Below are 25,000 nucleotides of genomic sequence, written 5' to 3'. Positions count from 1 at the left end.
CGGAGCATCGCGCGGAGTCGAATCGGCGGCGGCGGCGTATGTCGCCTATGCCTGTATATGGTTCCTGATCTATCTCTTCTTTCTGCGCCGGCTGACGCGTTTCGGCTGGGGGGCGCTTGCCGCCATTTACGCGCGCAATCTGTTCGCCGCAGCAATGGCCGTCGCCCCTCTCCTCGCCTGGTATCGCTGGGTCACGCCTGCGGCGACGATGAGCTTTTCCGAAATGCTGCTGCCGGTTTTCGCGGGCATATGCCTGTGGCTTGGCGCGCTGTTCGTCACCGGGAACCCGCTCACCGGTGACATCCGCAATCTGGCCGCGACCGCATGGGCCCGAACCGGCGGGCGCCATATGGTCCGGAAATAGCCCCCGTCATTATCATCATGGAGCACCGACCCATCATGCGTTTCACCGTCATCATCGTGACCTACAACCGCAGCGGCCTGATCGAACGCGCGCTCGACAGCATCGCGGCGCAAACCTTGGCACCCGCCGAAATCATCGTGGTCGATGATGCGTCGACCGACGACACGGCCGATGTGGTTGCGCGCTGGTCGACGCGCAACGCCGCGCCCGTCACCTTCATCGCCGCCGAACGCAACGGCGGCGAAGGCGTGGTGCGGAACATCGGAATGAAGGCGGCATCGACGCCCCTCATCGCCTTTCTCGATTCGGATGATGAATTTCGCCCTGATGCGATGGAAAGGCTCATCGCGCCGCTGATCGCCGATCCGTCGCTGGTCGTGAGCTTTGCCGATGCGTTCGTCATGCCCGAACCCGGCCCCGGCCTGCCGCCGCGCCTTGTCGAAAGCCGACTCGCGCGGGATGTCGAGACCAGCCCCATGGAGGGCGCACCCGATGGTTCCGGCTGGCACCGGCTCAACGATCCGCAATCGACGCTGTTGCTGGTCAGCATGATCCCGTCCTGCTCGGCCATGTTCCGGCGCGACGCCGCCGAAGCCGTCGGCTGGTTCCCCGAATATCGCCGCGCCGGGGATTGGCTGTTCTGGCTCAAGCTGACCGATCGGGGTGGATTTTCCTGTCAGTTTTTCGACGCGGCCAATGTCTATCGCCAGGGCGATAATCTGACGAGCGCCGGAACCGACGCCTTGTGGGCCCAACAGATGTTGCACGTCTATCTGGGCCTGCGCGACGGTAGCATCCCGCTGGCGCTCACCCCGGCGAACCGGAGCCGGCTCGATTCGGCGATCGACGAAAAGGTCGGCCATTATCGCTATTGGTTCTCGCGCAAAGGCTGGCGTGCTTATTGGCAGGCACTGGGTCAGGAGGAAGCGCGCGCCACGGGAAGCCGTCTGGCGCATCTGCTGCGCGACCCGAAAAGCGCCGCGCGTGCGCTCTATTCCAGCCTCCGGTCCTGATCGGAAGCCGCGCGCCGCGCGCTGGTCAACTCGCTCCGGTGATATAGTCGCGCATCGCCGCCGCTTCGGCCTCGATCCGGTCGATACGATATTTGACGAGGTCGCCGATCGATATGAAGCCGACGAGGCGGGCATTGTCGACGACCGGCAAGTGGCGGATCCGCTTTTGCGTCATTTGCGACAAGGCGCCCATGACTGCCATATTCGAATCGCAGGTCACCGGCGATTTGGTCATCACGTCGTCAAGCGTGCGGTCGAGCGCCTCGGGGCCATAAGAAGACATCAGACGAACCAGATCGCGTTCGGAAAAAATGCCAACGATCATGTCATTTTCCAGAACCGGCACCGCGCCGATGCGGTTCTGCGCCAGCAAATCGACAACAGCACGCACGCTGTCTTCCTTGCGCGCCGAAATTACCGGGCCCGTCCGCCCGTGCAGTATCGCTCCGATCGTCATTCCATGCCGCTCCCCATGTCGATTCTCCGGATACCGAGCCTATCATGATTCGCGCCCATGCCGAAAGGGGCGCGGCAGGACGGGCGCCATTCGCGCTTGGCCTCGCTCGCCGCTTGGTTCATGAGGCGCCATGGTCAAACCCTCTCCACTCGACAATCACGACACCGCCAAAGTCGCCTGGACGCGCTATCGCCGGTTGATGCGCGGCATGGCGCTGGTATCGCTCGGCGCAGTCATTCTTGCGCTCGGCTGGTTGCGCCTGTCGATGGGCGCGGCGCTGACGCTGCACATGATGATCGCAACCGCCGCCGGCGTCGGTCTGTCGGTCATGCTCGGTGCGGCGCTGATGGGGCTCGTCTTTCTTTCGAGCGGCAGCGGCCATGACGAGGCGATTGAAGACCCATTCGAAGATGATCCGGATTTGAAACCATGACCGACAAAGCAGACTGCCCGCGCGACCCGATTTTACGCGTCGTCCCGCGCCCCGCCGACATCAACGCCAACGGCCATATCTTCGGCGGCTGGGTGCTCAGCCAGATGGACATCGCCGGCGGCATCGTCGCGGGACGCGAGGCGCAGGGCGCGGTCGCTACGGTCGCGATCGAGACGATGGAATTCATCGCACCGATCCTGCTGCGCGATATCATCTCGATCTACGCGCATATAGAAAGGCGCGGTCGCACATCGCTGGCGATCCGACTGGAAGTCATCGCGACCCGCGGCCGCGGCGAGGATGATGTGAAAGTGACCGAGGGCGTCTTCACCTTCGTCGCGCTCGACGAGAATCACCGGCCGCGCACGTTGCCGCCGGTTTAATCCTCGCGCACGCGATAATCGAACGTCCGGGTCGCGTTCGCCGGGACGCGGACGGTCCAGGTCGGCATCCCGTCCTTGCGTGGCAGCTTGCGCAGCCGCGAATCGAGCGCAACGGTGTTGTAAACATCAAAGCCGAGCTCGAAGGTCACCGCAAAGGGGTTGGCGTTCGACACCGTGACCCGATACGCGTTTTCAAGATTTTTGGGCGGAACGTAGTTTTCCATATCGACGCGCACCTGGCTGCTCTCGCCGATCACCAGGTCGACCTTTTCACCGACCGCATGGTCGCGCATCACCCCCTCGCCCGCCAATAGTTCGCGGCCATGCGCCTGTTCGAACACCGCGACCTGTCCGCTGGGCAGCGGAACCCCCAGCCGTAACGCCTCCTTATTTTGCATGCGCAGCAATATTTCGGTTGTCCGCGCCGTCTCTTCATCACCCGGACTGGCGCGCAACCGATAGATGGTTTCGAACGGTACACGGTCCTTGATCAACAGCGCGACCTGTTTCTGTCCGTTCGCCGCGACCGTGACCGGAAAGGGCACGCGATAGAGTTTAAGGTCGCCCAAATCCTCAAGCTTGGCGGTATCGGCCACCGCAATCGCCGAAACCATCTCCAGCGGTGCACTGCGGCGTTGGGCGGTGACGATAATATCCGCCCCTTCCATCATCGGCGCCGGTGAAGGAGGCGGAGCGGGCGGCGGCGGCGGCATCAGGGGGATGCCATTGCGACCACTACCGGTCGGAAAGCAGGAGAGGTTGAGTTGTGGCTGCGGCGGCGCTTCGACAAGCGAATCGAAGTCACTGGCCACATTCAATGTCCCGGCCAGCACCGACATATGCGCATCGACGAAGCTTTCGCCATTGCTGTTGGCGACGGTCAGCCAGGCGAACAGGTCCAGCGTCCGGCCGTCGGGCCCCACACGCGCGACATAATTGCTTGCCCAGTCGAAGCCGGTCGAAAGATAGGTCAGCGTCACCGTCGCGCGCTGCGCCGCCGGACTGCGCGTCATCACCGATAGCGTCGGCTTGGCGGTCAGTCCCTTGGGCACACCATCATAGATCAGGGTTTCGGGAAGCCCGGTACAACGCAGCGATTCATAGCCCGCGCTCGTCTGCAAAATTACCGCCCCCGCGGGTCCCGACCGGATAACCACATTCTCCTCGGTCACCTTTCCCGTCGCACGGTCGGTGCGGCGGATATGAACGCGGTTGCCGAGCGAGCCGTCGAGAAGACTGGCGGGCGAGAGCAGCGCCGCGTCGCGATTCTTCTGCACCGCACCGCCGGGCAGCCCGGTGACGATCGCCGACACCGCGACCATGCCTTCGGCCACGCCCTCGAAGCGCAGCGTCGATTCGCCCGCCGGCAAATCGATCGTTCGCGTTTCGGAAATCAGCGCAAAGCCGTTCAGCCAGTCGCGGTTGATCTCGCCGCCCTCGTCGCGATCAGGATCGCGAAAGACGCTGACGGCGACCTTTTCGGGCGCCACCGAGGTGACGACCGATTGCGCCGCCGCGGGCGATGCGGCGAGCAGAAACAAGAGGGGGGCGATGCGGCGCATCGGCGCGCGGGTCAGTAGCGCGTTTCGAACGTGGCGGTGATGGTGGCCTCGCCGTTCGCCGGCACCGTGACCCGCCACTGGGTTCCGTCGCTATCGCGCCGCACGCTCTTCTGGCTTTCGGTGATAATGCGGGTGTCGTCCCAATACCAATCGAGCCCATCCTGGATCAGGTCAAGCGTCACCGGCTGCGGCCGCGCATTGGTCAGCAGGTAGGACATCGACGAGCGCCAGATCGAGGGCGAACGCCGCTCGCGCGACACGACGGTCGCCTTGACCTTTACGTCGAAGGCATCGCCGGTCTTGAGCCCGAGTTCGCTGCCCATCGGCGTGTGACCGATTGCATTTTCGCCGATGAACTGCGGATCGCCGCGCAAATCGCGCTGATAAAAGCGCACGGTTCCGGCGGGCAGCGCATCGCCAAGGCCGCCCTCGCGGCTCGAGGTGAATTTGATCACGCTCGCCGCGCTCGCTGGCTCGGTCATGTTGTTGAAGCCGTCGACGGTGAATTGATAGATTTTCTGCGCCGGCACCTTCGAGACGTCAAGAAAGCTCACCTGCTTGGTCTGCGCGTTGGCGATCGTCGTGCGTTCGGGCAGCGGATAAAGATAATAGTCGCCAAGCTGTTCGCGCGGCGCGGTTTCGGTACCCGCGCGGCGCAGATTGCCCGGACCGGGCGAACGATAAGACCTGCCATAGCCCGCCGTTCCGCCCCCCGAAGGCGTCCCCGCGACAAGCAGGGTTTTCGCATTGTCGAAGGTCGTGCCGGTATTGTTGGTCAGCGTGACCCAGCCCTGGACGTCGATCGTCCCCGCCTTTTCGTCAAAGAGCGAGACATAGTCGGCCGCCCAGCCGAGACCGTTGGTCAGATAGGAGAGCGTCGCGGGCCGCGTTCCGGCGCTTTTGCTTTCGACGGTGATCGACAACGTCGGCTTGGCGCGCAGGTTCGGTGGAATCTTGTCGAAGATCACGCGGACCGGCAGTCCGTCGTCGCGCAAAATCTCGATCCGCGGACCGACTTGCAAAACGACCCCGCCATTGACCGCCAGTATCTTTGCCCGCTCGCGCGTTTCGGCGCCCGTCGCGGGATTGATGCGAAGCAACGTCACCGTCTCGCCTACCGCTTTTTGCATCAAGGCGTTGGGCGACAGCAGGTCATAGTCGAAATTCTGTTCGACGATCGCCGTACCATCGGCGGCGAAAGACACGGTCTGGGGGCGGATTTGCGCCGACACGTCGGGAAATTCCTGTCGCGTGCGACCGGCAGGAAAATTGATTTGGCGAATATCCTGCACCAGCGACTGGCCACCATTATAGATGGTGATGGCAAGGTCGCCCTGCGCATTCCCTTGCGTCGGGTCCTGTGCCGCCGCGGGGAAGACCGCAGATACAGCCATCAACACAGCCGGCACGCAAGCCATTGTCAAAGCGCGCATAAAAAAGCCTCCCCGCAAAATATATCGCGGGGAGGCTATGTCATGTCCGGCCCAAAGACCAGCGTCAAATAGGGTCGTTACTCGGCCGCTTCGACGTCGGTGGTGCGCGTCGCGAGCGTGCGGCGCGTGCGGCGCGGCTTGGGCGCCGGTGCTTCGTCGTCGGTATCCGCTTCTACGCTGCGTTCCGGACGGCCGATCGCAGGCGGAAGCACCGACGTGTCGATGCTGGCGCTGCCTTCATCCGCTTCGACGGGACGCGTGCGTCGCGGAGCGCGGCGCGGCGCGCGCGGCGCGGGCGCCGCTTCCACAGCGGCTTCATTCTCGTCGCTATCATCACGACCCTGAACCTCACGGCTCTGGGCTTCGCGGCTCGGAACCTCGTTCCGGCCTTCGTCACGATCGCGGCGGGGCGCGCGGCTCTGCGGCTGGCGATTGCCACGATTGTCATCATCGTCGCGGCGATCGCGGTTGCCGCGCGGTTCGCTACGATCGCCACGCTGCTCATTGCGGTCATTGCGGTCATTGCGCTGTTCGCCGCGTTGCTCGTTACGATCACGCTGACCGTCATCGTCGTTGCCGCGATCATTTTCGATGTCGAGATCGCTGTCGTCATGGCCGTCGAAATCTTCGACGCCGCGAATTTCGCGGCTCCGGTCATGGCTGCGTTCCTGGCCGTTCTGGGCGTTCTTTTCTTCCTGCCGGATGCGGAAATCGCTCACGACGCGGAAATAATGGTCGGCAAACTGCAGATAATATTCGGTCTGGACCCGATCACCCGCCAACTGCGCATCGCGCGCAAGATTGCGGTATTTCTCGATCATCTGGGCGCCGTTGCCGCGTGCGCGGCTGTCGATACGGTTCGCCTGATCGACACCACCGCGCCCGCCCGATTGCGGCCGGTTATTATTGTTGTTGCTGCCGTTGTTGTTGCGGCCGCGACGGCGACCGCTCTGCCGGTTGTTCATGTTCAACTGAGACATCCTGTCGAATAAGCTAATAAGCTACGCCAACCCCTTTTGGCCGACTGCGCCATTTGCGCGTCGCGCCCGCGCTTCTCACGCGGCTCTTGCCCTCTACCGCTTGCGCGAAACCCTGGGGTTCCGCACCAGCATCGTAAATGGGAAGCAGACCCGACGGACCAGTATCGATGCTTTGCATCGCCAAAGGGACCCCGATCAAGCCTGTAACCCGCCCCTACCGCGCTTTGGGCGCGGAACCAAGCAATTTCTTGCACGATTGTCAGGCGCGGGTCAGCAACAGCGCCCTGTCGCGTCCTCCCAGATCCTGGTGGCATGCGACTTTGAAACCCGCCGCTTCGGCAAGCTTCCTTACCGAGATATGTTGCGTGGCGCCGATTTCAAGGATCGCGACACCATCCGGCGCCAGCAAACGCGGCAGATCGGGAATGATCCGCCGATAGTCATCGAGGCCGTCAGGGCCGGCGAAAAGCGCGCCCGAGGGTTCGTGATCGGCGACGTCGGGCATCAATTTTTCAGTGTCGCCGATATAGGGCGGGTTGCAGAGGATGAGGTCGAATTGGCCGTTGAGCCCTTTCGCCCAATCTCCAAGACGGAAACTCGCGCGCAACTCCATATCAAGGTCATGCGCATTGTCTTCGGCATAGGCGATCGCCTTTTCCGACTCGTCGATCCCCAGACCATGCGCATCGGGCCATTGCGATAGCGCAGCGAGGAGCAACGTGCCCGGACCAGTTCCGAGATCGAGAATGCGCCGCGGTGCCACTGCCTCGAAATGGTCGATCGCGGCCTCGATCAACGTCTCGCTATCTGGACGCGGGATCAGCATGCCGGGACCGACCGTCAGCCGGATCGTCCAGAAATCGCGATAGCCTACAATATAGGCGATGGGCTCAGATGCCAGCCGGCGCTCGATCAGCGCCGCGAAGCCTTCCGGTACCGCAAAACGCGTCGGGTCGAGCAGCAACGCCTGTCGCTCGACATCCAGTGCATGCGCCATCAGCAATTCGGCATCGAGGCGCGGGGTGTCCGACACGCTCGCGAGTCGCTGCGCCGCGTCGCGCAGCGCGGCCTGAACGTCAGTCACCCAGTCCCGCCAGCCGCTGCGCCTGATCCTCGGCGATCAGCGCGTCGATCAACTCGTCCATCTGCCCTTCCAATATTTCGGGCAGGCGGTGGAGGGTCAGATTGATGCGGTGGTCGGTCACCCGGCCTTGCGGGAAATTATAGGTGCGGATGCGTTCGGAGCGGTCGCCCGACCCGACCATCGACTTGCGCGCCGACGCTTCGGCATCGTGGATCTTTGCGCGCTCCAGATCATAGAGCCGCGCGCGCAGCACCTGCATCGCCTTCGCGCGGTTCTTGTGCTGGCTGCGCTGGTCCTGCTGGATGACGACGAGGCCGCTGGGGATATGGGTGATGCGGATTGCGCTGTCAGTGGTGTTGACGTGCTGGCCGCCTGCTCCCGACGCGCGGTAAATGTCGATCTTGAGGTCGCTATCGCTGATCGCGACATCGACTTCCTCGGCCTCGGGCAACACCGCTACGGTCGCCGCGCTGGTATGGATGCGGCCCTGGCTTTCGGTCGCGGGGACACGCTGGACGCGGTGGACGCCGCTCTCGAACTTGAGCTTGGCGAAGACGCCCTGCCCCGACAGGCTGGCGACAACTTCCTTATAGCCGCCACCATCGGTCTCGTTCGCCGAAATGACCTCGACCTTCCAGCCCTGCGCATCGGCATAGCGGCTGTACATGCGCAGCAAATCGCCCGCGAACAGCGCCGCTTCGTCGCCGCCGGTGCCGGCGCGGATTTCGAGCATCGCGGCGCGCGCATCGGCGACATCCTTGGGCAGCAGCTTGATCGCGAGGTCATGCTCGGCGGCGGGCAGCGCCTCCTCGACCGCGGCGATTTCTTCAGCCGCCATCGCCTTCATCTCGGGATCGGCGAGCATTTCGCCCAGCGAGGTGAGTTCGCCGCGCAGCCGCACGACTTCGCGCGCCGCGGTCGCGACGGGTTCGAGCTCGGCAAATTCCTTCGACGCCGCGACGAAATCGGCGGGCGCCATATCGCCAGTCGCCATGCGCGCCTGCAGCGCAGCGTGGCGTTCGATGATCGCATCGATCTGCTTGGCGGAAACGGATGCCATCAGAGCGCGCGAATGGTCCGGTTGGCCACAATCGTCAACTCCTCGTCACCACGCATATTGGTGTAGGAGACGCCATCACGCATACCGATAGCAACCAGCGCTCGCGCAGGAATCTTCGCCGCCTTATCGAAACGCTTGCGAGGTGATCCGCTCGCGACGATTTCGGTCGCGAAGCCCCCATTGCGCAGCGCCGCCAGCATCTTCATCGCTAGCGCAAGCTGACTATCGTCCTCAACGGCAATCACGAAGTCGAGACGGTTGTCGATGACGTCGTCGCCCACCAACATCGCAAGCCGCTCGATCCCGGCCGCCCAGCCGACCGCTGCGGTCGGCGGCCCGCCGAGCGCTTCGATCAGCCCGTCATAGCGCCCGCCGCCGAGCACGGTGCCCTGTGCGCCCAAACGGTCGGTGACGAATTCGAACGCGGTGTGGCGATAATAATCGAGCCCCCGCACGAGCCGCGCATTGCGTTCCCACGCGACGCCTGCAGCGTCGAGGCCCGCGGTCACCGCGCCGAAGAAATCCTGCGCCTCGCTGGTCAGATAGGCGTCAATATCGGGTGCGCTATCGGCGACCGGCCGGTCTTTCGGATCCTTGCTGTCCAGGATGCGCAGCGGATTCTTGTCGAGTCGCGCGAGGCTGTCTTCGGACAGATCGCCGCGATGCGCTTCGAAATGTTCGACCAGCGCCGCGCGCCAGGCGTCGCGGCTCGCCGCATCGCCGAGCGTGTTGAGCGTCAGCGTCACGCCTTCAGATATGCCCAATTCCTTGAGCAGCTGATCGGCGAAGACCAGCAGTTCGGCGTCGGCGAGCGGACTATCGCTGCCGATCACTTCAGCGTCGAGCTGGTGAAACTGGCGATAGCGCCCCTTTTGCGGACGCTCGTAGCGGAACAGCGGGCCGTGGGTTGCGACCTTGAGCGGCGCGAACTGCTGCCAGCCGTTGCTGATATAGGCGCGCGCGATGCCCGCGGTGAATTCGGGGCGCAGCGTAATCGATTCGCCGCCGCGATCCTCGAACGAATACATTTCCTTCGACACGACGTCGGTCGTCTCGCCGAGCGAGCGCGCGAACACCGCGGTCGGCTCGATCACGGGCACCTCGATACGCTTGTAACCATAGAGGCGGCGCACCCGGTCGAAAGTGTCAACCACATGCGCGAAACGGTCGGCGAAATCGCCGAGCATGTCCTGGGTGCCGCGCACGGGCTGCGGGGTTGGAATCTTCGCGGATTTGTCCTTGCTCATGGCCGCGGCGTCTAATGCTTTTTCGGCGAAACGCAAAGCGCGCTTGCAGAGGACGCGCCGCGTCGTTGCGGCATGTGCCGGCCCCCTATGCGATCGCCCCCCGCTTCGCTAAGCTTCGCGGATGGCCCTCGGCAACCGCATCGCACCGCCGCGCTTCCTCGCCTATGCTGCGGCGCTGGTCGTCGCCGCGCTCTGGGCGGCGAGCCGGGGCGACACCGCGCTTCGCGATTTCCTGATCGGTTTCGACGCGGCTACCGCGCTTTTCATTCTGTCGACGATCCCGCTGTTTCGGAACAGCGACCCCCAGAAGATCGCGCATCACGCCAGCACGAATGATGCCAATCGCACTGCGCTGCTGCTCATCTCGGTGGCGGTGAGTGCGGTCGTGATGGGCGCCTTGGCACTGGTCGTGACCGGCAAGGGCGATTATTCGAAGCTGCTGGTGATCGTGACCCTCGGGCTCGTCTGGCTTTTCACCAGCATCGTCTACACCATTCACTATGCCCATCTCTATTACAGCCCCGACAAGGCGCAGGGCGGCCACGCCGGCGGGCTGTCGATCCCCAGCACCAAAGCGCCCGATTATCTGGATTTCCTCCATTTTTCGCTGATCCTGGGCATGACGTTTCAGACTGCCGATATCGACATAACCAGCCGCGCGATCCGTCGCGTTTCGACCGGCCATTGCGTCGAGGCCTTTGTCTTCAACATCGGTATCCTTGCCTTCTCGATCAACATGATCGCGGGTTCCTGAATCGGGAACCAGAAGCGCTCGCCAGCTGCGGCTGGACCTCACGGCCATTTGGCGGCAAGAATTACACCATGAAAATCGCACTGCTCGCCGCAGCGACCATGATCGCCTCCCCCACCGCTTATGCGCAGGACGGCAACAGCCGCCCGCAACCGGTCATCCAGCCGCTCACCATTCCGCTGCCCGCCGACAAGCCTTATCCCGGCACGATGCAGCTCAAGGTCGATGCGCGCGATTTCGCGCGCGGCATTTTTCATGTTCGTCAGACGATTCCGGTCACCAAGGCGGGCAAACTGACCCTGCTCTACCCCGAATGGCTGCCCGGCAAGCATGCCCCGCGCGGCGCGATCGCCGAGGTGGCCGCGTTTAACGCGACCGTCGGCGGCAAGACGCTGAGCTGGACGCGCCAGCCGACCGATGTCTACGCGTTCGACATCGACGTCCCCGCCGGAGTGAAGAGCATCGAGGTCGCCTTCGATTTCCTGTCGCCGACGCGAACGAGCGAAGGCCGGGTGGTTGCGACCCCGGCAATGATGAATCTGCAATGGGAACAGGTCAGCCTCTATCCCGCGGGCTATTTCACCCGCCAGATTCCGGTGCAGCTGGAGGTGACATTGCCCGAGGGCTGGACCGGGGCCGCGGCACTCGACGGGCTCAAGGTCTCGGGCAATCGCTACAGCTATGCGCCGACCAATTATGAAGTGCTGGTCGACAGCCCGATGTTCGCCGGAAAATATTTCCGCAAATGGGATCTCGGCCAGAATGTGACGCTGAATGTCGTCGCCGACGACGCCAAATATCTGGAGGCCAGCCCCGACCATATCGCGCGCCACGCCGCGCTGGTGTCCGAAGCGGTCGCCCTGTTCGGCACCCGTCATTTCGACCGCTATGAATTTCTGCTCGCGCTGACCGACGAATTGGGCGGCATCGGGCTCGAACATCATCGGTCGAGCGAGAACAGCCGCAACCCCGATTATTTCACCAAATGGAATGACAATGACAGCGAACGCGGGCTGCTCCCGCACGAGTTGATCCACAGCTGGAACGGCAAATATCGTCGCCCCGACAAGCTGTGGACCCCCGATTTCCGCACCCCGATGCAGGGCAATCTGCTGTGGGTCTATGAAGGCCAGACAAGCTATTGGGACCTGATCCTCGCCGGCCGATCGGGGATGCAGTCGAAGGATATGGTCCTCGCCGAATGGGCGACCAACGCCGGTTTCTACAGCGTGCAGGCAGGCCGCGCCTGGCGGTCGGTCGAGGATACGACGCTCGACCCGGTCATTGCGGGGCGCAAGGCGCGTTCTTTCCCCAGCGCGACGCGGACCGAGGATTATTATAACGAAGGGTCGCTGATGTGGCTGGAGGCGGACATGCTGATCCGCAGCGCTACCCGCGACACGAAGAGCCTCGACGATTTCGCGCGCGCCTTTTTCGGCGGACGCGAGGTCGACTGGGGACAGGACAGCTATGATTTCGACGATGTTATCGCGGCGCTGAACGCGGTTCATCCCCATGACTGGGCGAAGTTCCTGCGCGATCGGATGCAGACATCCGGCCGCCCGGCGCCGGTCGGCGGCATCGAGGCCGCAGGTTACCGGCTCGTCTGGCGTGACGCCCCCAATGCCTATGACCGCGACCGCATGGCGCAGGCGAAAAATGCCGACCTGACCCACTCACTGGGAATGACCATCGACAAGGACGGCGTGGCGGGCAGCATCTTATGGGACGGCCCCGCCTTTCGCGCCGACATCATCAACGGGACGAAGATCATCGCGGTCGATGGCGTCAGCTATAGCCGCGAGCGCATCGAGGCCGCGATCCGCGCCGCCACCGACGGCAAGACGCCGGTCAGGCTGATCGTCGAGCGCGGCGGACGCTATCGCAGTATCGACATCGAATATCATGGCGGGCTGCGCTGGCCGCATCTTGAGAAAACGGGCAGTGGCCCCGACTGGTTCGATCGGCTATTGGCCCCGCGCCGGGCACTTTAGGCACCGCTTCATCGGTTCGCGTCTCGACTTCGCGCGATGCGAGCGGCTAAGGGGCGTCCGATTCAAAAACCAAAGGATTCTCTCCCATGCGTATCGACCTGATTCCCGCCGGTGACAGCCCCCCCGACAGCCTCAACGTGCTGATCGAAGTGCCGATCGGCGGCGAGCCGGTGAAATATGAATTCGACAAGGCCTCGGGCGCGCTGTTCGTCGACCGCTTCCTGCACACGCCGATGCGCTATCCCGCCAATTATGGCTTTGTCCCGCACACGCTGGGCGAAGATGGCGATCCGCTCGACGCGCTGGTCGTCGCACGCTCGCCGATCATCGCCGGCGCGGTAGTCAAGTGCCGCCCGATCGGCGTGCTGTTGATGGAAGACGATGCCGGCGGCGACGAGAAATTGCTGTGCGTCCCCGTCAACAAGACCTTCCCCTATTATTCGGAAGTGACGAGCTACACCGACATGCCGCCGATCGTGATGCAGCAGATCGAGCATTTTTTCACCCACTATAAAGACCTCGAGCCTGGCAAATGGGCGAAGCTCAACGGCTGGGGCGACGTCGACGAAGCCAAGCGCATCATCGTCGAGTGCATCGAACGCGCGAAGAAGGTCGGCTTCTAAAGCCCGCCCCAACACCCGTCATTGCGAGGAGCGAAGCGACGCGGCAATCTCCTGCTTGCGTCGCTTCGCTGCCGATGCTGGAGATTGCTTCGCTCCGCTCGCAATAACGAGATTTATGGCGCCTCGTCCGGCGCCCCGACCAACCGCACATCCTGTCGCGGATAGGGAATGACGATCCCCGCATCCTGGAACTTGTCCCAGATGCCCAGAAACACGTCACCCTGAATATTGCCGAGCCCCGCTTCGGGGTCCGAAATCCAGTAGCGAAGCTCATGCTCGACCGCGCGCTCGCCAAAGGCGGTGATCCACACCACCGGCTCGGGGTCGGCGAGGATGCGCGGATTGGCCTTGGCGGTGTCGACGATCAGTTGCTGGGCGAGCCGCAGATCGCTTTCATAGGCGACCGGCACGCGCATCCGCACGCGAACTTCGCGGCTCGAATAGCTCCAATTCTCGACCGGCTGGGTCATCAGCAATTCGTTCGGGATCAGATGCTTCTTGCCGTCGCGCGTCACGACGCTGACCGCGCGCACCCCGATCTTGGCGACGCGTCCAACGTTCGGAATCCCGTTCAGCGCCGCCGACCCGCCCATGCTGCTGCCATCGCCGACGACGATCACATCGCCGGGCTTGATCGACCGGTCCATCAACAGGATGATCCCCGCAATCAGATTGCCGACGGTCTTTTGCAGCCCGAAACCGATCGCGAGGCCTGCGGCGCCCGAGAAGACCGCAAGCGCGGTGAGATCGATGCCGAGGAGGTCGATGCCGAAGAGCAGCGCAAAGACGAACAGCGCAATCGCGATCAGCTTCTCGGTCAGCAGCCGCTGGGTCGCGTCGATCTGGGTGTTGCGGCGGAGCAGCCATTTGATCGCGCGCATGGTCAGCTTGACCGCGAGATAGAGCAGCACCGCTACGATGATCGCGGAGAACAGCCCATAGAGCGACAGCCGCGACGACCCGACGTCGAGCCCGATCGTCTGCATCGACTCGATCGTCCGCGTAATTCCGCCGCGCAGGTCAGCCGAAATACTCATCCGACCATCGCCGCAAAGCCGCGTTCGAGGTCGGCGATCAGGTCGGCCGGATCCTCGAGCCCGATCGACAGGCGGACGAGTGGATCAGAGTCGGTCCACGCCGTCGCGGTGCGGATGCCCGCCGGGTCGCTGGGCACGACGAGGCTTTCATAGCCGCCCCAACTGAAGCCGATGCCGAAATGCGCGAGCGCGTCGATGAAGCGCGTGCGCGCGGCCTCGTCGGCGCCCTTCAGCGTGAAGCCGAACAAGCCGCTGGTGCCCAGAAAATCGCGAACCCAGATCGCATGGCCGCAATCACCGGGCAGCGCGGGGTGGAGCACGCGCGCGACCTCCGCCCTGCCCGCGAGCCAGTTCGCGACCTTAAGCCCATTTGCCCCGTGCCGTTCCATCCGCACGTCGAGCGTGCGAAGCCCGCGCAGCATCAGCGCGCAATCGTCGGGCGAGACAGCATGACCGAGCTGATAGGTCGCCTGCCGAAGCCGCGGCCACACCGCCCTGGTCGCGGTCAGCGATCCCATCATCGCATCCGAATGGCCGCCGACATATTTGGTGAGGCTCATCATCGTCACGTCGATGCCCTGCGCGAGTGCGGGAAAGAGCAAGGGGGTCGCCCAGGTGTTGTCGAGCATCGTCAGCACGCCGCGATCGCGCGCCGCCGCGACGATCGCCGGAATATCCTGCACCTCGAAAGTCAGGCTGCCCGGCGATTCGAGGAAGATCAGCTTCGTTGCGGGGGTGATCAGATCGGCGATGCCAGCCCCCACCAGCGGATCATAATAGGTGGTTTCGACGCCATAGCGCGCGAGCATCCCGTTACAAAAGGACCGCGTCGGCTCATAGGCGCTGTCGACCATCAACAGATGATCGCCCGGCGACAACAAGGCGAGCAGCCCCGCCGCAATCGCCGCGACCCCCGAAGGATAGAGCAACGTCCCTTCAGCCCCCGGCTCCATCCCCGTCAGCGCGTCGGCCAGCGCCCACACCGTCGGCGTCCCGCGTCGGCCATAATAAAGCTGATCGTGTGTCGCGTGGCCGCGCCCCTTCATATCAGCGATATTATCGTAAAGGATCGTCGAGGCGCGCCACACCGGCGGGTTGACGACCCCGCCGCCGAGGCGCGGGTCGCCGGTCCATTCGGGCCGGCGACCGCCCTGCACCAGCTGCGTCGCGGGGCGGATATTCTGGTCGTCGAAATACTTGTCCTTGCTCATCCGCCCTTGTTAGCGCGGGGTCAGACAAAATCCAGCAGCAAGCCCGCCCCGGCACACAGCGCGAGCATCGGGATAATCCCCCAGTGAAAGCGGAAGAGCAGCACGGCGGCAAGGATAGCGAGCCCCAACGCATCCCATTGCACGCTCGCCAGCACCGGTATCTGAACCGCGACTGGTCCCCATTCGACCATGATCAGCCGCTCGAACAGGACGTGCAGCGCGAACCACAAAGACAGGTTGGCGATCACCCCGACGACGGCGGCGGTGACCGCCGCGAGCGCGCCTTTGAGCCCGGCCGCGCGCTCCATGCGGTCGATCCACGGCGCAAAGGTGAAAATCCACAGAAAGCAGGGCACAAAAGTCACCCACAGGGTGAGGCCCGCGCCCAGCAGTCCGGCGATCAGCGGGGTGAAGGGCGCGGCGTCGCGATAGGCGGCAAGGAAGCCGACAAACTGGGTGACAAGAATCAGCGGCCCCGGCGTCGTTTCGGCGAGCCCCAGCCCGTCGGCCATCTCGCCCGCCGACAGCCAGCCAAAGCCGCTCACCGCCTCCTGCGCCATATAGGCGAGCACGGCATAGGCACCGCCGAAGGTCACCGTCGCGAGTTGCGAGAAAAAGACGCCAATGTCCCACAATACATGGCCACGCCCCAGCGTGACGAAGACCAGCAACAACGGCACCGCCCAGATCGCACCCCATACGCCGATCGCTTTGACGCTGTAGCGCCACGGCGCCGGTTCGGACGAGGAACCGACAGATGGAGCGCCAGCCCCAAGCCCGAGCCACGCCGGGCGCCAGCGCGCGGCGGCATAGCCGGTCAGCAACGCGGCGAGGATCACCAGCGGAAAGGGCAAAGCCAGCACCGCGATTCCGACCAGCGCCGCGAGAGCGATCGCGCGTTTGAGCGGCGTCGTCAGCGCCCGCCCGCCGATGCGCAGCAATGCCTGGACGACGATCGCCAGCACCGCCGCCTTGATCCCGAGGAAGATGGCGGAAAACCAGTCGAGGTTCGCCGCGACGACATAGAGCATCGCAAGCAGCGCCATCACCAGCGCACCGGGCAGGATGAACAGCAGTCCCGCGACGATCCCGCCGCGCGTCCCGTGCAATTTCCACCCGATCCACGTCGCAAGCTGCTGCGCCTCGGGGCCCGGCAGCAGGTGACAGAAATTCAGCGCGTGGAGGAATTGATCTTCCTCGACCCAGCGCAGCTCATCGACGAACTCGCGGTGCATCAGCGCGATCTGCCCCGCCGGCCCGCCAAAGCTGAGGCAGCCGATGCGGGCATAGACGCGCACGGCTTCCCGGAAGGTCGGTCGGGAAAGGGGTTGGGATTCGGCAGGCAAGTCGGTCATGTGCAACACTTTCCCATCCGGCAAAGCCGGTTGAAAAAGCAACGCTTGGGCATGGATCGGCCCACGCCTGACCGGGAGGTTGCCGCGCCCCGATGCCATGGGATTAGCGCGATGCCGCGAGCCTGGGCAAGCGAGAAAAAAACGCGCGGGATGAAAGCTCCGCTACACCCACCCCCGTTCGTGCTGAGCTTGTCGAAGCACCGTCCTTCTGTCTTCGACGGTGAAACAAAGAACAGCCCTTCGACAAGCTCAGGGCGAGCGGTTCCTATGTCAGACGCGGGCATTAAAAGCCTCACACAAAGACACAGAGAGGGATGCGTTCGCACCCGGCGGTGCGTGTAAACGCATCACTCTTTGTGTCTTTGTGTGAGAAAAACGGACGCAACACCCCAGACGTGGCGCGCCATCCGCGCACCACGCCGGGTGCAAAATATCAGGCCGCGCCGGTAGCCTTCGGTGTTGCCGGATCGGCCCCCCATTCGGTCCAGCTGCCGTCGTAAACCGCGACATCTTCCTTGCCGAGCAGATGCGCGCCAAAGGCAACGACGGTCGCGGTCATGCCGCTGCCGCAGGTGGTGACGAGCGGCTTGTCGAGGTCGACCCCGGCGGCGTCGAAGGCGGCCTTCAGATCGTCGCCCTGCTTCCAGGTGCCATCAGCGTTGAACAGGCTGCTGTGCGGCAGACTGCGCGAACCGGGGATATGTCCCGGGGCCATGCCCGCGCGCGGATCGCGCTCTTCGCCGGTGAAACGCGCAGCGGGGCGGGCATCGACGACCTGTTCGGCGCTGCTCGCAACATTCGCCAGCATCTCATCCTTGGTACGCACTGCCTTGGCATCGCGCCACACCGTGAAGTGGCGGTGACGCAGCGTCTGCTTGCCCATCTCGAGCGCGCGCCCTTCGGCCTTCCACTTGGCGAGGCCGCCATCGAGCAGCGCAACATCATGCGCACCGAACAATTTGAGCAGCCACCAGGCGCGCGCCGCGCTCTTCAACGGGCTGTCGTCGTAAATCACGATGCGGCTGCCATCGCCAAGACCGAGCGATTGCATGCGGCTGGCGAATTTTTCGGCCGGCGGCGCCATATTCTCGATACTGGCATTGGCGTCTGCGAGTTCGGCAAGGTCCATGAACACGGCGCCGGGGATGTGCCCCGCCTCATATTCGGCGCGCGCGTCGCGATCGGTCCCGGCCATGAATTTCGTCGCATCGACCACCCGCAGGTCTGATGCCCCCAGTTCGCGTTCCAGCCAGTCGGTTGAGACCAAGGCGTCCATGTCATGCTCCTGTTACGATCCGACGGCGGAACCCGGCCCTTCCTGTCCCCGCCCGTCGGCCATCCTGCTGTGGCTTTGGGGTTTTGCCCCCACTTATTTTGCGGGGGAAGTTGCCAGCCTATGCCCCGCCTTGCCCTTTTTCAAGCGCGGCAACGCTGTGCCTCAGCCGATGCTGCGCTGCAACACAAAAGCTATTGCCTGCGCCGTACCGCAGTCGGACGCGCGCCGGGCCGGTCGATGGTCCAGGAAAGCCGATCGAGCGGCAGCGGCGCCAGCTTGTCGCCCGCACCGGGGGCCGGTGCGCGGCCGAGCACGAAACTGGCTGCGGACTGGCCAAAGGCATCGCCCGTGCCGTCCCAATGATAGGTCACGTCGAACGCGAGTACCGGAATCAGCATCGGCTTGCCGCCAATCATCAGTGGTTCGATCGCGGCACGCGGCAACAGGACGTCGCTCGACACCCGATCGCTCTCGCCGGGCGCGAGCATGATGTCATCGCGCAGCACGCTGCCACCAGCGCCGTCAAAGAAACGCGCGAGTACCGCCTCGGGCATCGCCGATCCCTGGCCCAGCGCGATACGGATCATCAGACCGGTCGCAGCGACGCTTCCTTCGTTGGCCAGATCGAGCGTGAAGCTCACCGCAACCTGTTCGGCGGTGAGGCGGATCGCATGAATCTGGAGCGACATCGCCACCATCGCGCGCTGATCGTCGGACGGCCGCGTGACGAGCGGCGACGGCATGGGCGGCGTCGGAGCGACCAAAGGCGCCGGACGCGGCGGGGTTGGAGCAATCGGCTGCCGCTGAACCGGGACGGCGGTGCGCTCCGCAGGGCGCCGTGCGGCAGGCACTGGCGTCTCGACCTCGTCGGCGGGAATCGCGCCTGCGGGAACCGACCGGCGGCGCCAGTACCAGACGCCCGCGCCGATTGCCGCCAGCGCGGCGAGCAGCCAGGCCCACAGCGGCATATCCCCCTCGCCTTTCGCGGGCGCAGACACCGGTGCGGCATCCTCGGGAGGCGGGGGCAATGGCAACGTCGCGGCGGCGGGGGCTGCATTGTCGATGGGCGCCAATGTCGCGCTGCCAGTCTCGGGCGGCGGACCGGCGCTGTCCGCGGCGGGAGCCGGTGCCGCGCGCTGGACCGGGACCGTGGATGCGGGGGCGTCGCGGCGAGTCGGCGCCGGAGCGGGCGTCGTGGATGATGGTGCCGGTTGGGTCGGGGCGACTCGCGGTGGAGCGATCTGCGGGGTCGGGGTCGGGGTCGGCTGACCACGGCGCTCGTTCGGCGCCAGCGGCGGCAAGCCATTGTCCGATGGCCCCTGCACACCGGTCGGGCGGCCCTCGTCGGCGGGCGGCAGGCGGAAATCGATGGAACGGCTGGAGGACGGCGCGGGCGCTGGCGTTTCGCTGCTCTGCGCCGATGCCGGAGCCGTGCCCGCCAGCGACAGCGCAAGCGCGGCCAGCGGCAGCCCGGCCACCCTGCTTCCCTGCACCCAATGCCTGTTTATCATTCTTCGTCCGCGATCCCGAATAGCTTCCATTGGTTCAGTCCCGCTGTATGGACGCTGAACCCGGCCGGATGTCCCTCGATCATCTTGACGATGACATTGGCCGCGCTGGGCACTAGACGAAAGCCATGAGTGATTCCAGCCATCCCCCGCTGGCCCCCAAGCATTTGGGCCGATCCAGCGACCTTCCCGCCTCGCCCGAGGCCGCCGTTCTCGATTATGTGCCCAATCCGCGCGCCAGCGAACTTTATCTGGTGCGCTTTGCCGCGCCCGAATTCACCTCGCTCTGCCCGGTGACCGGCCAGCCCGATTTCGCGCATCTCGTCATCGATTATGCCCCCGGCGAAACGATCGTCGAATCGAAAAGCCTCAAGCTGTTTCTGGCCAGTTTCCGTAACCATGCAGGCTTTCACGAGGATTGCACCGTCGGCATCGGCCGCCGTCTGTTCGACGAGATGCAGCCGCGCTGGCTGCGAATCGGTGGTTATTGGTATCCGCGCGGCGGCATCCCGATCGACGTTTTCTGGCAGTCGGGCGCACCGCCCGAGGCTTTGTGGCTTCCCGACCAGGGCGTCGCCTCCTATCGTGGGCGCGGATAGGCGATGATTTCAACAAACTTCGTTGAATTTCATCTTTCCGTCACGAAATGTTGACACTAGTGTCAACATTATGAGTAGCGTTTCCCTTCCGCACGACCATGCGATCGCCGTTGGCGCCGACCAGATCGATTTCATGGGACATGTGAACAATGCCCATTATCTGAGCTGGGTTCAGGAAGCGGTACTCGCCCACTGGCGCCACATCGCGCCGCCCGAAGCGGTCGCGGCGCATCTGTGGGTCGCGCTGAAGCACGAGATTACATACCGCCGCCCCGCCTTCCTCGACGATCAGGTCATCGCGACAGTCATCCTCGAAAAGGTGCAGGGCGCGCGCGCTTTCTACGAAACGATCATCAAGCGCGGCGAGGATGTGCTGGCCGAGGTCAAGTCGAGCTGGTGCTGCATCGACGCCGAAACATTGCGCCCGGCGCGCCTCGCGAGCGACGTTGTCGCGAGCTTCTTCCCGGCCGAGAAGGTCTGACCACCGCCGATGCGGGATTAAATATCCGTCGCCCCCGCGAAGGCGGGGGCGACAATCTAGGGTAGCGCTTGGCCCTGCGCCCCTAAGCCACCTCGAATCGGATCGGCAGGCGCTTGAGCCCACCAACGAACACCGATTCAACCCGCGCGGGTTCACCAGCCAGCTCGACCGACTTCAGCCGCGGCAGCAGTTCTTCCATCAATATCCGCATTTCCATCCGCGCGAGATGCTGCCCCAGACACACATGCGCGCCGAAGCCGAAGGCGATCTGCTGATTCTTCTCGCGATCGGGATCGAAGGTGAAGGGATCGGCGAACGCCGTCTCGTCGCGGTTGGCCGAGACATAGTTGAGCATCAGCCAGTCGCCTTCGCGGATCATTTGTCCGCCGACCTCGACATCAGCCTTCGCGCTGCGCATGAAATGCTGCACCGGGGTCGTCCAGCGGATCGCCTCCTCGATCAGCCCCGCCTTGTCGCTGTCGACCGCGCGGAAACGTTCGAACAGCGCCGGATTTTTCGCCAGCTCCATCATTGCCCCCGCGGTCGACGCGCTCGTCGTGTCGTGCCCCGCGGTCGCGACGATCATATAATAGCCCGACATTTCGCGGTCGGGGATTTGTTCGCCATTGATCGTCGCATTGGCGATGACCGTCGCAATATCCTCGCGCGGACTGGCGCGGCGGTCGGCGGTCAACGCGGCAAAATACTGGGTGAAGTCGGCGATGACATAATCGAGCATCGCGATGGCCTGCTCTACGCTGGTGATCGCCTCGCGGCTGCGGTTGAGTTCGGGGTCGGTCGACCCGAACAGCTGCTGCGTCAGCATCAGCATGCGCGGCTCATCCTCCGCCGGCACCCCCAAAATGTCCATGATCACGCGCAGCGGATAATGCGCCGCGACGTCGCGCGCGAAATCGCACTCGCCGCCGAGCGACAGCATATGCTCGACCGTTTCGCGCGCGATCTGGCGGACACGCTCTTCGACGATCTTCAGATTCTTCGGCATGAACCAGCTTTGGGTCAGCAGCCGGTATTTCATATGATCAGGGGCATCCATCTGGACCAGCGAGCGGATCAGATGGCCGTCATTGTTCGGCGTCGCGGCGCGCGCCAGCGCTTCGCCGTCGCGGTTGGTCAGCACCGTCGGGCGGATGCCGTTCGCAAAATTCTGCGGGTCGCGGCTGATCGCCATGATGTCGGCGTGGCGTGTGACAAGCCAGAAGGGGTCGTGATCGGGATTCTCCGCGACCGCGAGCGGCGCGTTCGCGCGCGCCCAGGCGAGCTGTTCGTGCAGCGGATCCCAATGACCGTATGCGACGGGGTCGACGACGGCGGCGGCTACCTCTCCAGGCAGTATAGGTTTTATCATGCAACGAAGCTGCCGCAATTTGCAGGCAGAGTCGAGCCATCAGAAACGGCAGGTCAGCCCGCGGTCACCGGGTCGGGCAGTGCCGCCTGCCACTCAGCGCGGGCGCGGCGAATCATCGCCTTCAGCTCGTCGGCATGGTGCTGCCAGGCCGCGGCACAACCCTTGCTCCAGGCCACGCTGGCGGCTTTGCCCAGTTCCACCACCGTCATGTCGATAAAGGCATCATATTCGCTAATCGGCAGCGGGCCATAGGCGCGATGGGTATGGACGAGTTCACAAACCAGCGGCCACACCCAGCCCTCGCCCTTCGCGAGGCCGAACATCATTTGCAGCGTTTCGTCGGTCATCCGCCGCGACGAGGCATCGACGACCATGAAGCTTGCGCGCCGATCGGGAAAGGCCACAAAGAAGCGGTCGAACAAAGCGTGGCGAATGTCGATGCCGGCTTCGGCGACGGCCGCAAGACTCGCCTCCATCTGCGCGGCATCGCCTTCGCTCACTTGAACAAGCTGCCCAAAATGCCGCGCATCAGCTGGCCGCCAAACTTGCCCGCGACCTGCCGGCCAAGGTTCGTCGCGGCGGAGCGTGCCGCCGACTGCACCATCTTCTCGGCAAAGCTGAGCTTCGCGGCTTCGCGCGCCGCAATCTTTTCCTGTTGCAACCGTGCGCGTTCTTCGATGACCTTTTGCTTCGCCTCTTCCTTGGCGGCAATCGCGGCCTGCTTGTCGGCCTCGGCCTGCGCCTTGGCCTCGATCGCGGCAGCCTGCGCCTGATCGGCCTTCGCCGCGAGCAGTTCCTCGGCGCTCTCGCGATCGACGACGGTGTCATATTTGCCCTCGACGGGCGAAATCGACTTGATGATCGCGCGTTCCTTGGCGTCGATCGGCCCGGCGCGCGAGCAGGGCGGCTTGATCAGCGTGCGTTCAACCGGCGATGGCGCGCCATCGGCCATCAACAGTGACACCAGCGCCTCACCGACCTTCAATTCGGTGATCTCGCGCCCGACATCGACCTTTGGATTGGGGCGGAAGGTGTCGGCGGCCGCCTTGACCGCTTTCTGGTCGCGCGGGGTGAAAGCGCGCAGGGCGTGCTGGACGCGGTTGCCGAGCTGGCCCGCCACATCCTCGGGAATGTCGATCGGGTTTTGCGTGACGAAATAGACGCCGATGCCTTTCGAGCGGATCAGGCGCACCACCTGTTCGATCTTGTCGGCCAGCGCGGGAGGGGCGTCGTCGAACAGCAGATGCGCCTCGTCGAAGAAGAAGACGAGCTTCGGCTTGTCGGGATCGCCGACCTCGGGCAGCGTCTCGAACATTTCGGACAGCAACCACAGCAGGAAGGTCGCATAAAGCTTGGGGCTCGCCATCAGCTTGTCGGCGGCGAGGATGTTGACATAGCCGCGCCCATTCTCGTCGCACCGGATCATGTCCATGATGTCGAGCGCCGGTTCGCCAAAGAAATTCGCGCCGCCCTGACTTTCGAGCGTGAGCAATTGGCGCTGGATCGTGCCGACGGTCGCCTTTGACACATTGCCATATTTGGTCGTCAGTTCGGCGGCATTTTCGGCGCACCAGCTGAGCATCGCCTGCAAATCACCCATATCGAGCAACAGCAGATTCTGTTCGTCGGCGATGCGGAACGCGATCGCGAGCACGCCTTCCTGCACTTCGTTGAGTCCCATCAGCCGCGCGAGCAACAGCGGCCCCATTTCGGAAATCGTCGTGCGGACGGGGTGTCCTTGCTCACCGAACAGGTCCCAAAAGATCACCGGATTATCGTGATAGGCCCAGTCGCTGTCGCCAATCTCGGCGGCACGGGCGCCGAAAATTTCGTGCATCTTCGACGTCGGGCTGCCCGCCATCGCCATGCCGGCAAGATCGCCCTTTACGTCGGCGACGAACACCGGAACGCCGACCGCCGAAAAGCCTTCGGCGAGGCCCTGAAGCGTCACCGTCTTGCCGGTGCCGGTCGCCCCGGCGATCAGCCCATGGCGGTTCGCGCGCTTGAGCACCAGCGACTGGCGCGGGCCATCGGGCGCTCCGCCCCCGCCCAGACCGATATAAATCTCGCTTGCCGTGCTGACGTCGCTCACCCGCTATCCTCCGCTCTGAAACCTGCTCTCAAGGTCTAGAGCGGAGGGGAAGGTCAGGCAATCGACAAACGGGCGTGCTGGACGGCCACTTGCGACCAATTGCGGACGCCTGAAGAAGTTTCCATAAAGCTCCGATGGATGCACAGGATTTCAAAGCAGCATGGGAGCGGGAGGGCGACACGCTGTATCGCTTTACCGGTGAAGAGATTGGTCACGCCCAGACGACGGCAGAGGCCGAGCATTTTTTGACTATCGCTGGCCTTCCGGTGGAAGCAGCTCCCTGCCTCAGCTTCGGACAGCAGTCGCTCGATTGGCTGCCGGAAGGCGCCCGCAACGACTATCTGGCTATCGGGTCGGACGGTGCCGGAAACCCTATTGTTATCGATAAAACTGGCGCCGTCCTGCTCTTAGATCACGACGAAAAGTTTGAACCGTCATACGTAAACCACGATGTTCCAACTCTTGCGGCTTCGCTTCTGCGATATCGCGATTTGATTGACGAAGCCGCAACCGCGCCGGACTTTGACGGGGCGCTTTCTCTAGGCCGTGTTGACAAAAGGGATTCCCAAACCCGCCTTGTTCTGATTCAAGACTGCTTTTTGAGGGGCAGTCATGGGTCGCGGGGATTTGTCGGACGCGGAGTGGGATCTGATCGGGCCGCTACTGCCGCCTGAGCGCGGTCGCTGGG

25 protein-coding genes (1 of these 25 cut by a window edge) are annotated in these 25,000 nt (G+C 63.9%); 10 read left to right on the top strand and 15 right to left on the bottom strand.

Translation table 11 applies throughout. The features are described from left to right. Both CDQ91_RS16130 and CDQ91_RS16125 read left to right on the top strand, forming a co-directional pair. Window positions 1-364, top strand: partial view of an oligosaccharide flippase family protein gene (locus tag CDQ91_RS16130; RefSeq protein WP_088473762.1) — the 3' portion only. 1,103 nt of this gene lie to the left of the window's left edge; only the last 364 of its 1,467 coding nucleotides appear in the window; its start codon lies beyond the left edge, outside the window; its stop codon occupies window positions 362-364. A gap of 35 nt (window positions 365-399) precedes the next feature. After that, the gene (locus tag CDQ91_RS16125; protein ID WP_158213695.1) at window positions 400-1,377 is read left to right on the top strand and encodes a glycosyltransferase family 2 protein; all 978 of its coding nucleotides are present in this window, start codon (window positions 400-402) and stop codon (window positions 1,375-1,377) included. 25 nt (window positions 1,378-1,402) lie between these two features. Here CDQ91_RS16125 and CDQ91_RS16120 read toward each other — a convergent pair whose 3' ends face one another. Beyond that, window positions 1,403-1,834 (bottom strand): CBS domain-containing protein, encoded by a 432-nt coding sequence (locus tag CDQ91_RS16120; protein WP_088473760.1) that lies wholly within the window; start codon window positions 1,832-1,834, stop codon window positions 1,403-1,405. 130 nt (window positions 1,835-1,964) lie between these two features. On the opposite strand from CDQ91_RS16120, the gene CDQ91_RS16115 reads away from it, so the two are divergent. Together CDQ91_RS16115 and CDQ91_RS16110 are read left to right on the top strand one after the other, a co-directional pair. After that, a complete protein-coding gene (locus CDQ91_RS16115) occupies window positions 1,965-2,267 on the top strand; it encodes a hypothetical protein (RefSeq protein WP_088473759.1) in 303 nt (100 codons plus the stop codon). Further along, the gene (locus CDQ91_RS16110) at window positions 2,264-2,650 is read left to right on the top strand and encodes an acyl-CoA thioesterase (protein ID WP_088473758.1); all 387 of its coding nucleotides are present in this window, start codon (window positions 2,264-2,266) and stop codon (window positions 2,648-2,650) included. Before CDQ91_RS16115 ends, CDQ91_RS16110 begins: the two co-directional genes overlap by 4 nt. Here CDQ91_RS16110 and CDQ91_RS16105 read toward each other — a convergent pair. From CDQ91_RS16105 to hisS, 6 genes are all read right to left on the bottom strand, one after another. Then, complete coding sequence (locus CDQ91_RS16105) at window positions 2,647-4,212, bottom strand: DUF4139 domain-containing protein (protein ID WP_088473757.1); 1,566 nt, start codon at window positions 4,210-4,212, stop codon at window positions 2,647-2,649. The two genes, CDQ91_RS16110 and CDQ91_RS16105, sit on opposite strands and share 4 nt — an antisense overlap. Before the next feature lie 11 nt (window positions 4,213-4,223). Continuing rightward, on the bottom strand, window positions 4,224-5,606 hold the full coding sequence (locus tag CDQ91_RS16100) for a DUF4139 domain-containing protein (RefSeq protein WP_419722571.1): 1,383 nt from the start codon (window positions 5,604-5,606) through the stop codon (window positions 4,224-4,226). 116 nt (window positions 5,607-5,722) lie between these two features. Beyond that, window positions 5,723-6,625 (bottom strand): DUF4167 domain-containing protein, encoded by a 903-nt coding sequence (locus CDQ91_RS16095; RefSeq protein WP_088473755.1) that lies wholly within the window; start codon window positions 6,623-6,625, stop codon window positions 5,723-5,725. Between the two features lie 259 nt (window positions 6,626-6,884). Further along, window positions 6,885-7,709 carry a peptide chain release factor N(5)-glutamine methyltransferase gene (prmC, locus tag CDQ91_RS16090; protein WP_237246021.1) on the bottom strand — a complete coding sequence of 275 codons (825 nt, stop codon included), beginning with the start codon at window positions 7,707-7,709 and terminating at the stop codon, window positions 6,885-6,887. Then, window positions 7,702-8,769 (bottom strand): peptide chain release factor 1, encoded by a 1,068-nt coding sequence (gene prfA / locus CDQ91_RS16085; RefSeq protein WP_088473754.1) that lies wholly within the window; start codon window positions 8,767-8,769, stop codon window positions 7,702-7,704. The genes prmC and prfA overlap by 8 nt, the downstream gene beginning before the upstream one ends. Further along, the gene (hisS, locus tag CDQ91_RS16080; RefSeq protein ID WP_088473753.1) at window positions 8,769-10,016 is read right to left on the bottom strand and encodes a histidine--tRNA ligase; all 1,248 of its coding nucleotides are present in this window, start codon (window positions 10,014-10,016) and stop codon (window positions 8,769-8,771) included. The genes prfA and hisS overlap by 1 nt, the downstream gene beginning before the upstream one ends. Before the next feature lie 121 nt (window positions 10,017-10,137). Here hisS and CDQ91_RS16075 point away from each other — a divergent pair, with 121 nt between their 5' ends. From CDQ91_RS16075 to ppa, 3 genes are all read left to right on the top strand, one after another. Further along, window positions 10,138-10,770 carry a DUF1345 domain-containing protein gene (locus tag CDQ91_RS16075; RefSeq protein ID WP_088473752.1) on the top strand — a complete coding sequence of 211 codons (633 nt, stop codon included), beginning with the start codon at window positions 10,138-10,140 and terminating at the stop codon, window positions 10,768-10,770. A 68-nt stretch (window positions 10,771-10,838) separates the two neighbouring features. Continuing rightward, window positions 10,839-12,761, top strand: coding sequence for a M61 family metallopeptidase (locus tag CDQ91_RS16070; protein WP_088473751.1), 1,923 nt, complete (start codon window positions 10,839-10,841; stop codon window positions 12,759-12,761). 86 nt (window positions 12,762-12,847) lie between these two features. Continuing rightward, window positions 12,848-13,384 (top strand): inorganic diphosphatase, encoded by a 537-nt coding sequence (gene ppa, locus CDQ91_RS16065; protein ID WP_088473750.1) that lies wholly within the window; start codon window positions 12,848-12,850, stop codon window positions 13,382-13,384. A gap of 113 nt (window positions 13,385-13,497) precedes the next feature. Here the strand turns inward: ppa and CDQ91_RS16060 are convergent, their stop codons facing one another. The 5 genes from CDQ91_RS16060 to CDQ91_RS16040 form a co-directional block, all read right to left on the bottom strand. Continuing rightward, a complete protein-coding gene (locus tag CDQ91_RS16060) occupies window positions 13,498-14,421 on the bottom strand; it encodes a mechanosensitive ion channel family protein (protein ID WP_088473749.1) in 924 nt (307 codons plus the stop codon). After that, entirely contained in the window at window positions 14,418-15,632 is a 1,215-nt protein-coding gene (gene metC / locus CDQ91_RS16055) for a cystathionine beta-lyase (RefSeq protein WP_088473748.1), read from the bottom strand. The genes CDQ91_RS16060 and metC overlap by 4 nt, the downstream gene beginning before the upstream one ends. A gap of 20 nt (window positions 15,633-15,652) precedes the next feature. Beyond that, window positions 15,653-16,987: a chromate efflux transporter gene (gene chrA / locus CDQ91_RS16050; protein ID WP_088473747.1), complete on the bottom strand. Its 1,335-nt coding sequence runs from the start codon at window positions 16,985-16,987 to the stop codon at window positions 15,653-15,655. 433 nt (window positions 16,988-17,420) lie between these two features. Beyond that, on the bottom strand, window positions 17,421-18,263 hold the full coding sequence (gene sseA, locus CDQ91_RS16045) for a 3-mercaptopyruvate sulfurtransferase (protein ID WP_088473746.1): 843 nt from the start codon (window positions 18,261-18,263) through the stop codon (window positions 17,421-17,423). 191 nt (window positions 18,264-18,454) lie between these two features. Continuing rightward, window positions 18,455-19,741, bottom strand: coding sequence for a hypothetical protein (locus tag CDQ91_RS16040; protein WP_237246020.1), 1,287 nt, complete (start codon window positions 19,739-19,741; stop codon window positions 18,455-18,457). A gap of 158 nt (window positions 19,742-19,899) precedes the next feature. Between CDQ91_RS16040 and queF the strand changes: the two genes are divergently transcribed. Together queF and CDQ91_RS16030 are read left to right on the top strand one after the other, a co-directional pair. Next, a complete protein-coding gene (queF, locus tag CDQ91_RS16035; RefSeq protein ID WP_088473744.1) occupies window positions 19,900-20,370 on the top strand; it encodes a preQ(1) synthase in 471 nt (156 codons plus the stop codon). A gap of 70 nt (window positions 20,371-20,440) precedes the next feature. Then, the gene (locus CDQ91_RS16030; RefSeq protein WP_088473743.1) at window positions 20,441-20,851 is read left to right on the top strand and encodes an acyl-CoA thioesterase; all 411 of its coding nucleotides are present in this window, start codon (window positions 20,441-20,443) and stop codon (window positions 20,849-20,851) included. 82 nt (window positions 20,852-20,933) lie between these two features. Here CDQ91_RS16030 and CDQ91_RS16025 read toward each other — a convergent pair whose 3' ends face one another. From CDQ91_RS16025 to CDQ91_RS16015, 3 genes are read right to left on the bottom strand one after another with little or no spacing between them, the layout of a single operon-like run. Then, window positions 20,934-22,220 (bottom strand): cytochrome P450, encoded by a 1,287-nt coding sequence (locus CDQ91_RS16025; RefSeq protein WP_088473742.1) that lies wholly within the window; start codon window positions 22,218-22,220, stop codon window positions 20,934-20,936. 53 nt (window positions 22,221-22,273) lie between these two features. Beyond that, window positions 22,274-22,720, bottom strand: a complete 447-nt coding sequence (locus CDQ91_RS16020) for a hypothetical protein (RefSeq protein ID WP_088473741.1) — start codon at window positions 22,718-22,720, stop codon at window positions 22,274-22,276. Continuing rightward, entirely contained in the window at window positions 22,717-24,312 is a 1,596-nt protein-coding gene (locus CDQ91_RS16015) for a helicase HerA-like domain-containing protein (protein WP_174688520.1), read from the bottom strand. The genes CDQ91_RS16020 and CDQ91_RS16015 overlap by 4 nt, the downstream gene beginning before the upstream one ends. 134 nt (window positions 24,313-24,446) lie before the next feature. On the opposite strand from CDQ91_RS16015, the gene CDQ91_RS16010 reads away from it, so the two are divergent. Continuing rightward, window positions 24,447-24,986 carry an SUKH-4 family immunity protein gene (locus tag CDQ91_RS16010; protein WP_088473740.1) on the top strand — a complete coding sequence of 180 codons (540 nt, stop codon included), beginning with the start codon at window positions 24,447-24,449 and terminating at the stop codon, window positions 24,984-24,986. Window positions 24,987-25,000 lie beyond the last annotated feature (14 nt).

The sequence above is a fragment of the Sphingopyxis witflariensis genome (genome assembly GCF_002205635.1).
In the GTDB taxonomy this organism is placed as follows: domain Bacteria; phylum Pseudomonadota; class Alphaproteobacteria; order Sphingomonadales; family Sphingomonadaceae; genus Sphingopyxis; species Sphingopyxis witflariensis.
This window is presented reverse-complemented; position numbering and strand designations above follow the sequence as displayed.

Excerpts from the sequence above, each read along its gene's own strand:
- prfA (WP_088473754.1), bottom strand. The coding sequence starts at position 8,769 with ATGGCATCCGTTTCCGCCAAGCAGATCGATGCGATCATCGAACGCCAC.
- CDQ91_RS16120 (WP_088473760.1), bottom strand. The coding sequence starts at position 1,834 with ATGACGATCGGAGCGATACTGCACGGGCGGACGGGCCCGGTAATTTCG.
- CDQ91_RS16100 (WP_419722571.1), bottom strand. The coding sequence starts at position 5,606 with ATGGCTGTATCTGCGGTCTTCCCCGCGGCGGCACAGGACCCGACGCAA.
- CDQ91_RS16025 (WP_088473742.1), bottom strand. The coding sequence starts at position 22,220 with ATGATAAAACCTATACTGCCTGGAGAGGTAGCCGCCGCCGTCGTCGAC.
- sseA (WP_088473746.1), bottom strand. The coding sequence starts at position 18,263 with ATGGACGCCTTGGTCTCAACCGACTGGCTGGAACGCGAACTGGGGGCA.
- CDQ91_RS16115 (WP_088473759.1), top strand. The coding sequence starts at position 1,965 with ATGGTCAAACCCTCTCCACTCGACAATCACGACACCGCCAAAGTCGCC.
- queF (WP_088473744.1), top strand. The coding sequence starts at position 19,900 with ATGAGTGATTCCAGCCATCCCCCGCTGGCCCCCAAGCATTTGGGCCGA.
- hisS (WP_088473753.1), bottom strand. The coding sequence starts at position 10,016 with ATGAGCAAGGACAAATCCGCGAAGATTCCAACCCCGCAGCCCGTGCGC.
- CDQ91_RS16075 (WP_088473752.1), top strand. The coding sequence starts at position 10,138 with ATGGCCCTCGGCAACCGCATCGCACCGCCGCGCTTCCTCGCCTATGCT.
- ppa (WP_088473750.1), top strand. The coding sequence starts at position 12,848 with ATGCGTATCGACCTGATTCCCGCCGGTGACAGCCCCCCCGACAGCCTC.
- chrA (WP_088473747.1), bottom strand. The coding sequence starts at position 16,987 with ATGACCGACTTGCCTGCCGAATCCCAACCCCTTTCCCGACCGACCTTC.
- CDQ91_RS16030 (WP_088473743.1), top strand. The coding sequence starts at position 20,441 with ATGAGTAGCGTTTCCCTTCCGCACGACCATGCGATCGCCGTTGGCGCC.
- CDQ91_RS16010 (WP_088473740.1), top strand. The coding sequence starts at position 24,447 with ATGGATGCACAGGATTTCAAAGCAGCATGGGAGCGGGAGGGCGACACG.
- CDQ91_RS16060 (WP_088473749.1), bottom strand. The coding sequence starts at position 14,421 with ATGAGTATTTCGGCTGACCTGCGCGGCGGAATTACGCGGACGATCGAG.
- CDQ91_RS16125 (WP_158213695.1), top strand. The coding sequence starts at position 400 with ATGCGTTTCACCGTCATCATCGTGACCTACAACCGCAGCGGCCTGATC.
- CDQ91_RS16105 (WP_088473757.1), bottom strand. The coding sequence starts at position 4,212 with ATGCGCCGCATCGCCCCCCTCTTGTTTCTGCTCGCCGCATCGCCCGCG.
- CDQ91_RS16110 (WP_088473758.1), top strand. The coding sequence starts at position 2,264 with ATGACCGACAAAGCAGACTGCCCGCGCGACCCGATTTTACGCGTCGTC.
- metC (WP_088473748.1), bottom strand. The coding sequence starts at position 15,632 with ATGAGCAAGGACAAGTATTTCGACGACCAGAATATCCGCCCCGCGACG.
- CDQ91_RS16095 (WP_088473755.1), bottom strand. The coding sequence starts at position 6,625 with ATGTCTCAGTTGAACATGAACAACCGGCAGAGCGGTCGCCGTCGCGGC.
- CDQ91_RS16070 (WP_088473751.1), top strand. The coding sequence starts at position 10,839 with ATGAAAATCGCACTGCTCGCCGCAGCGACCATGATCGCCTCCCCCACC.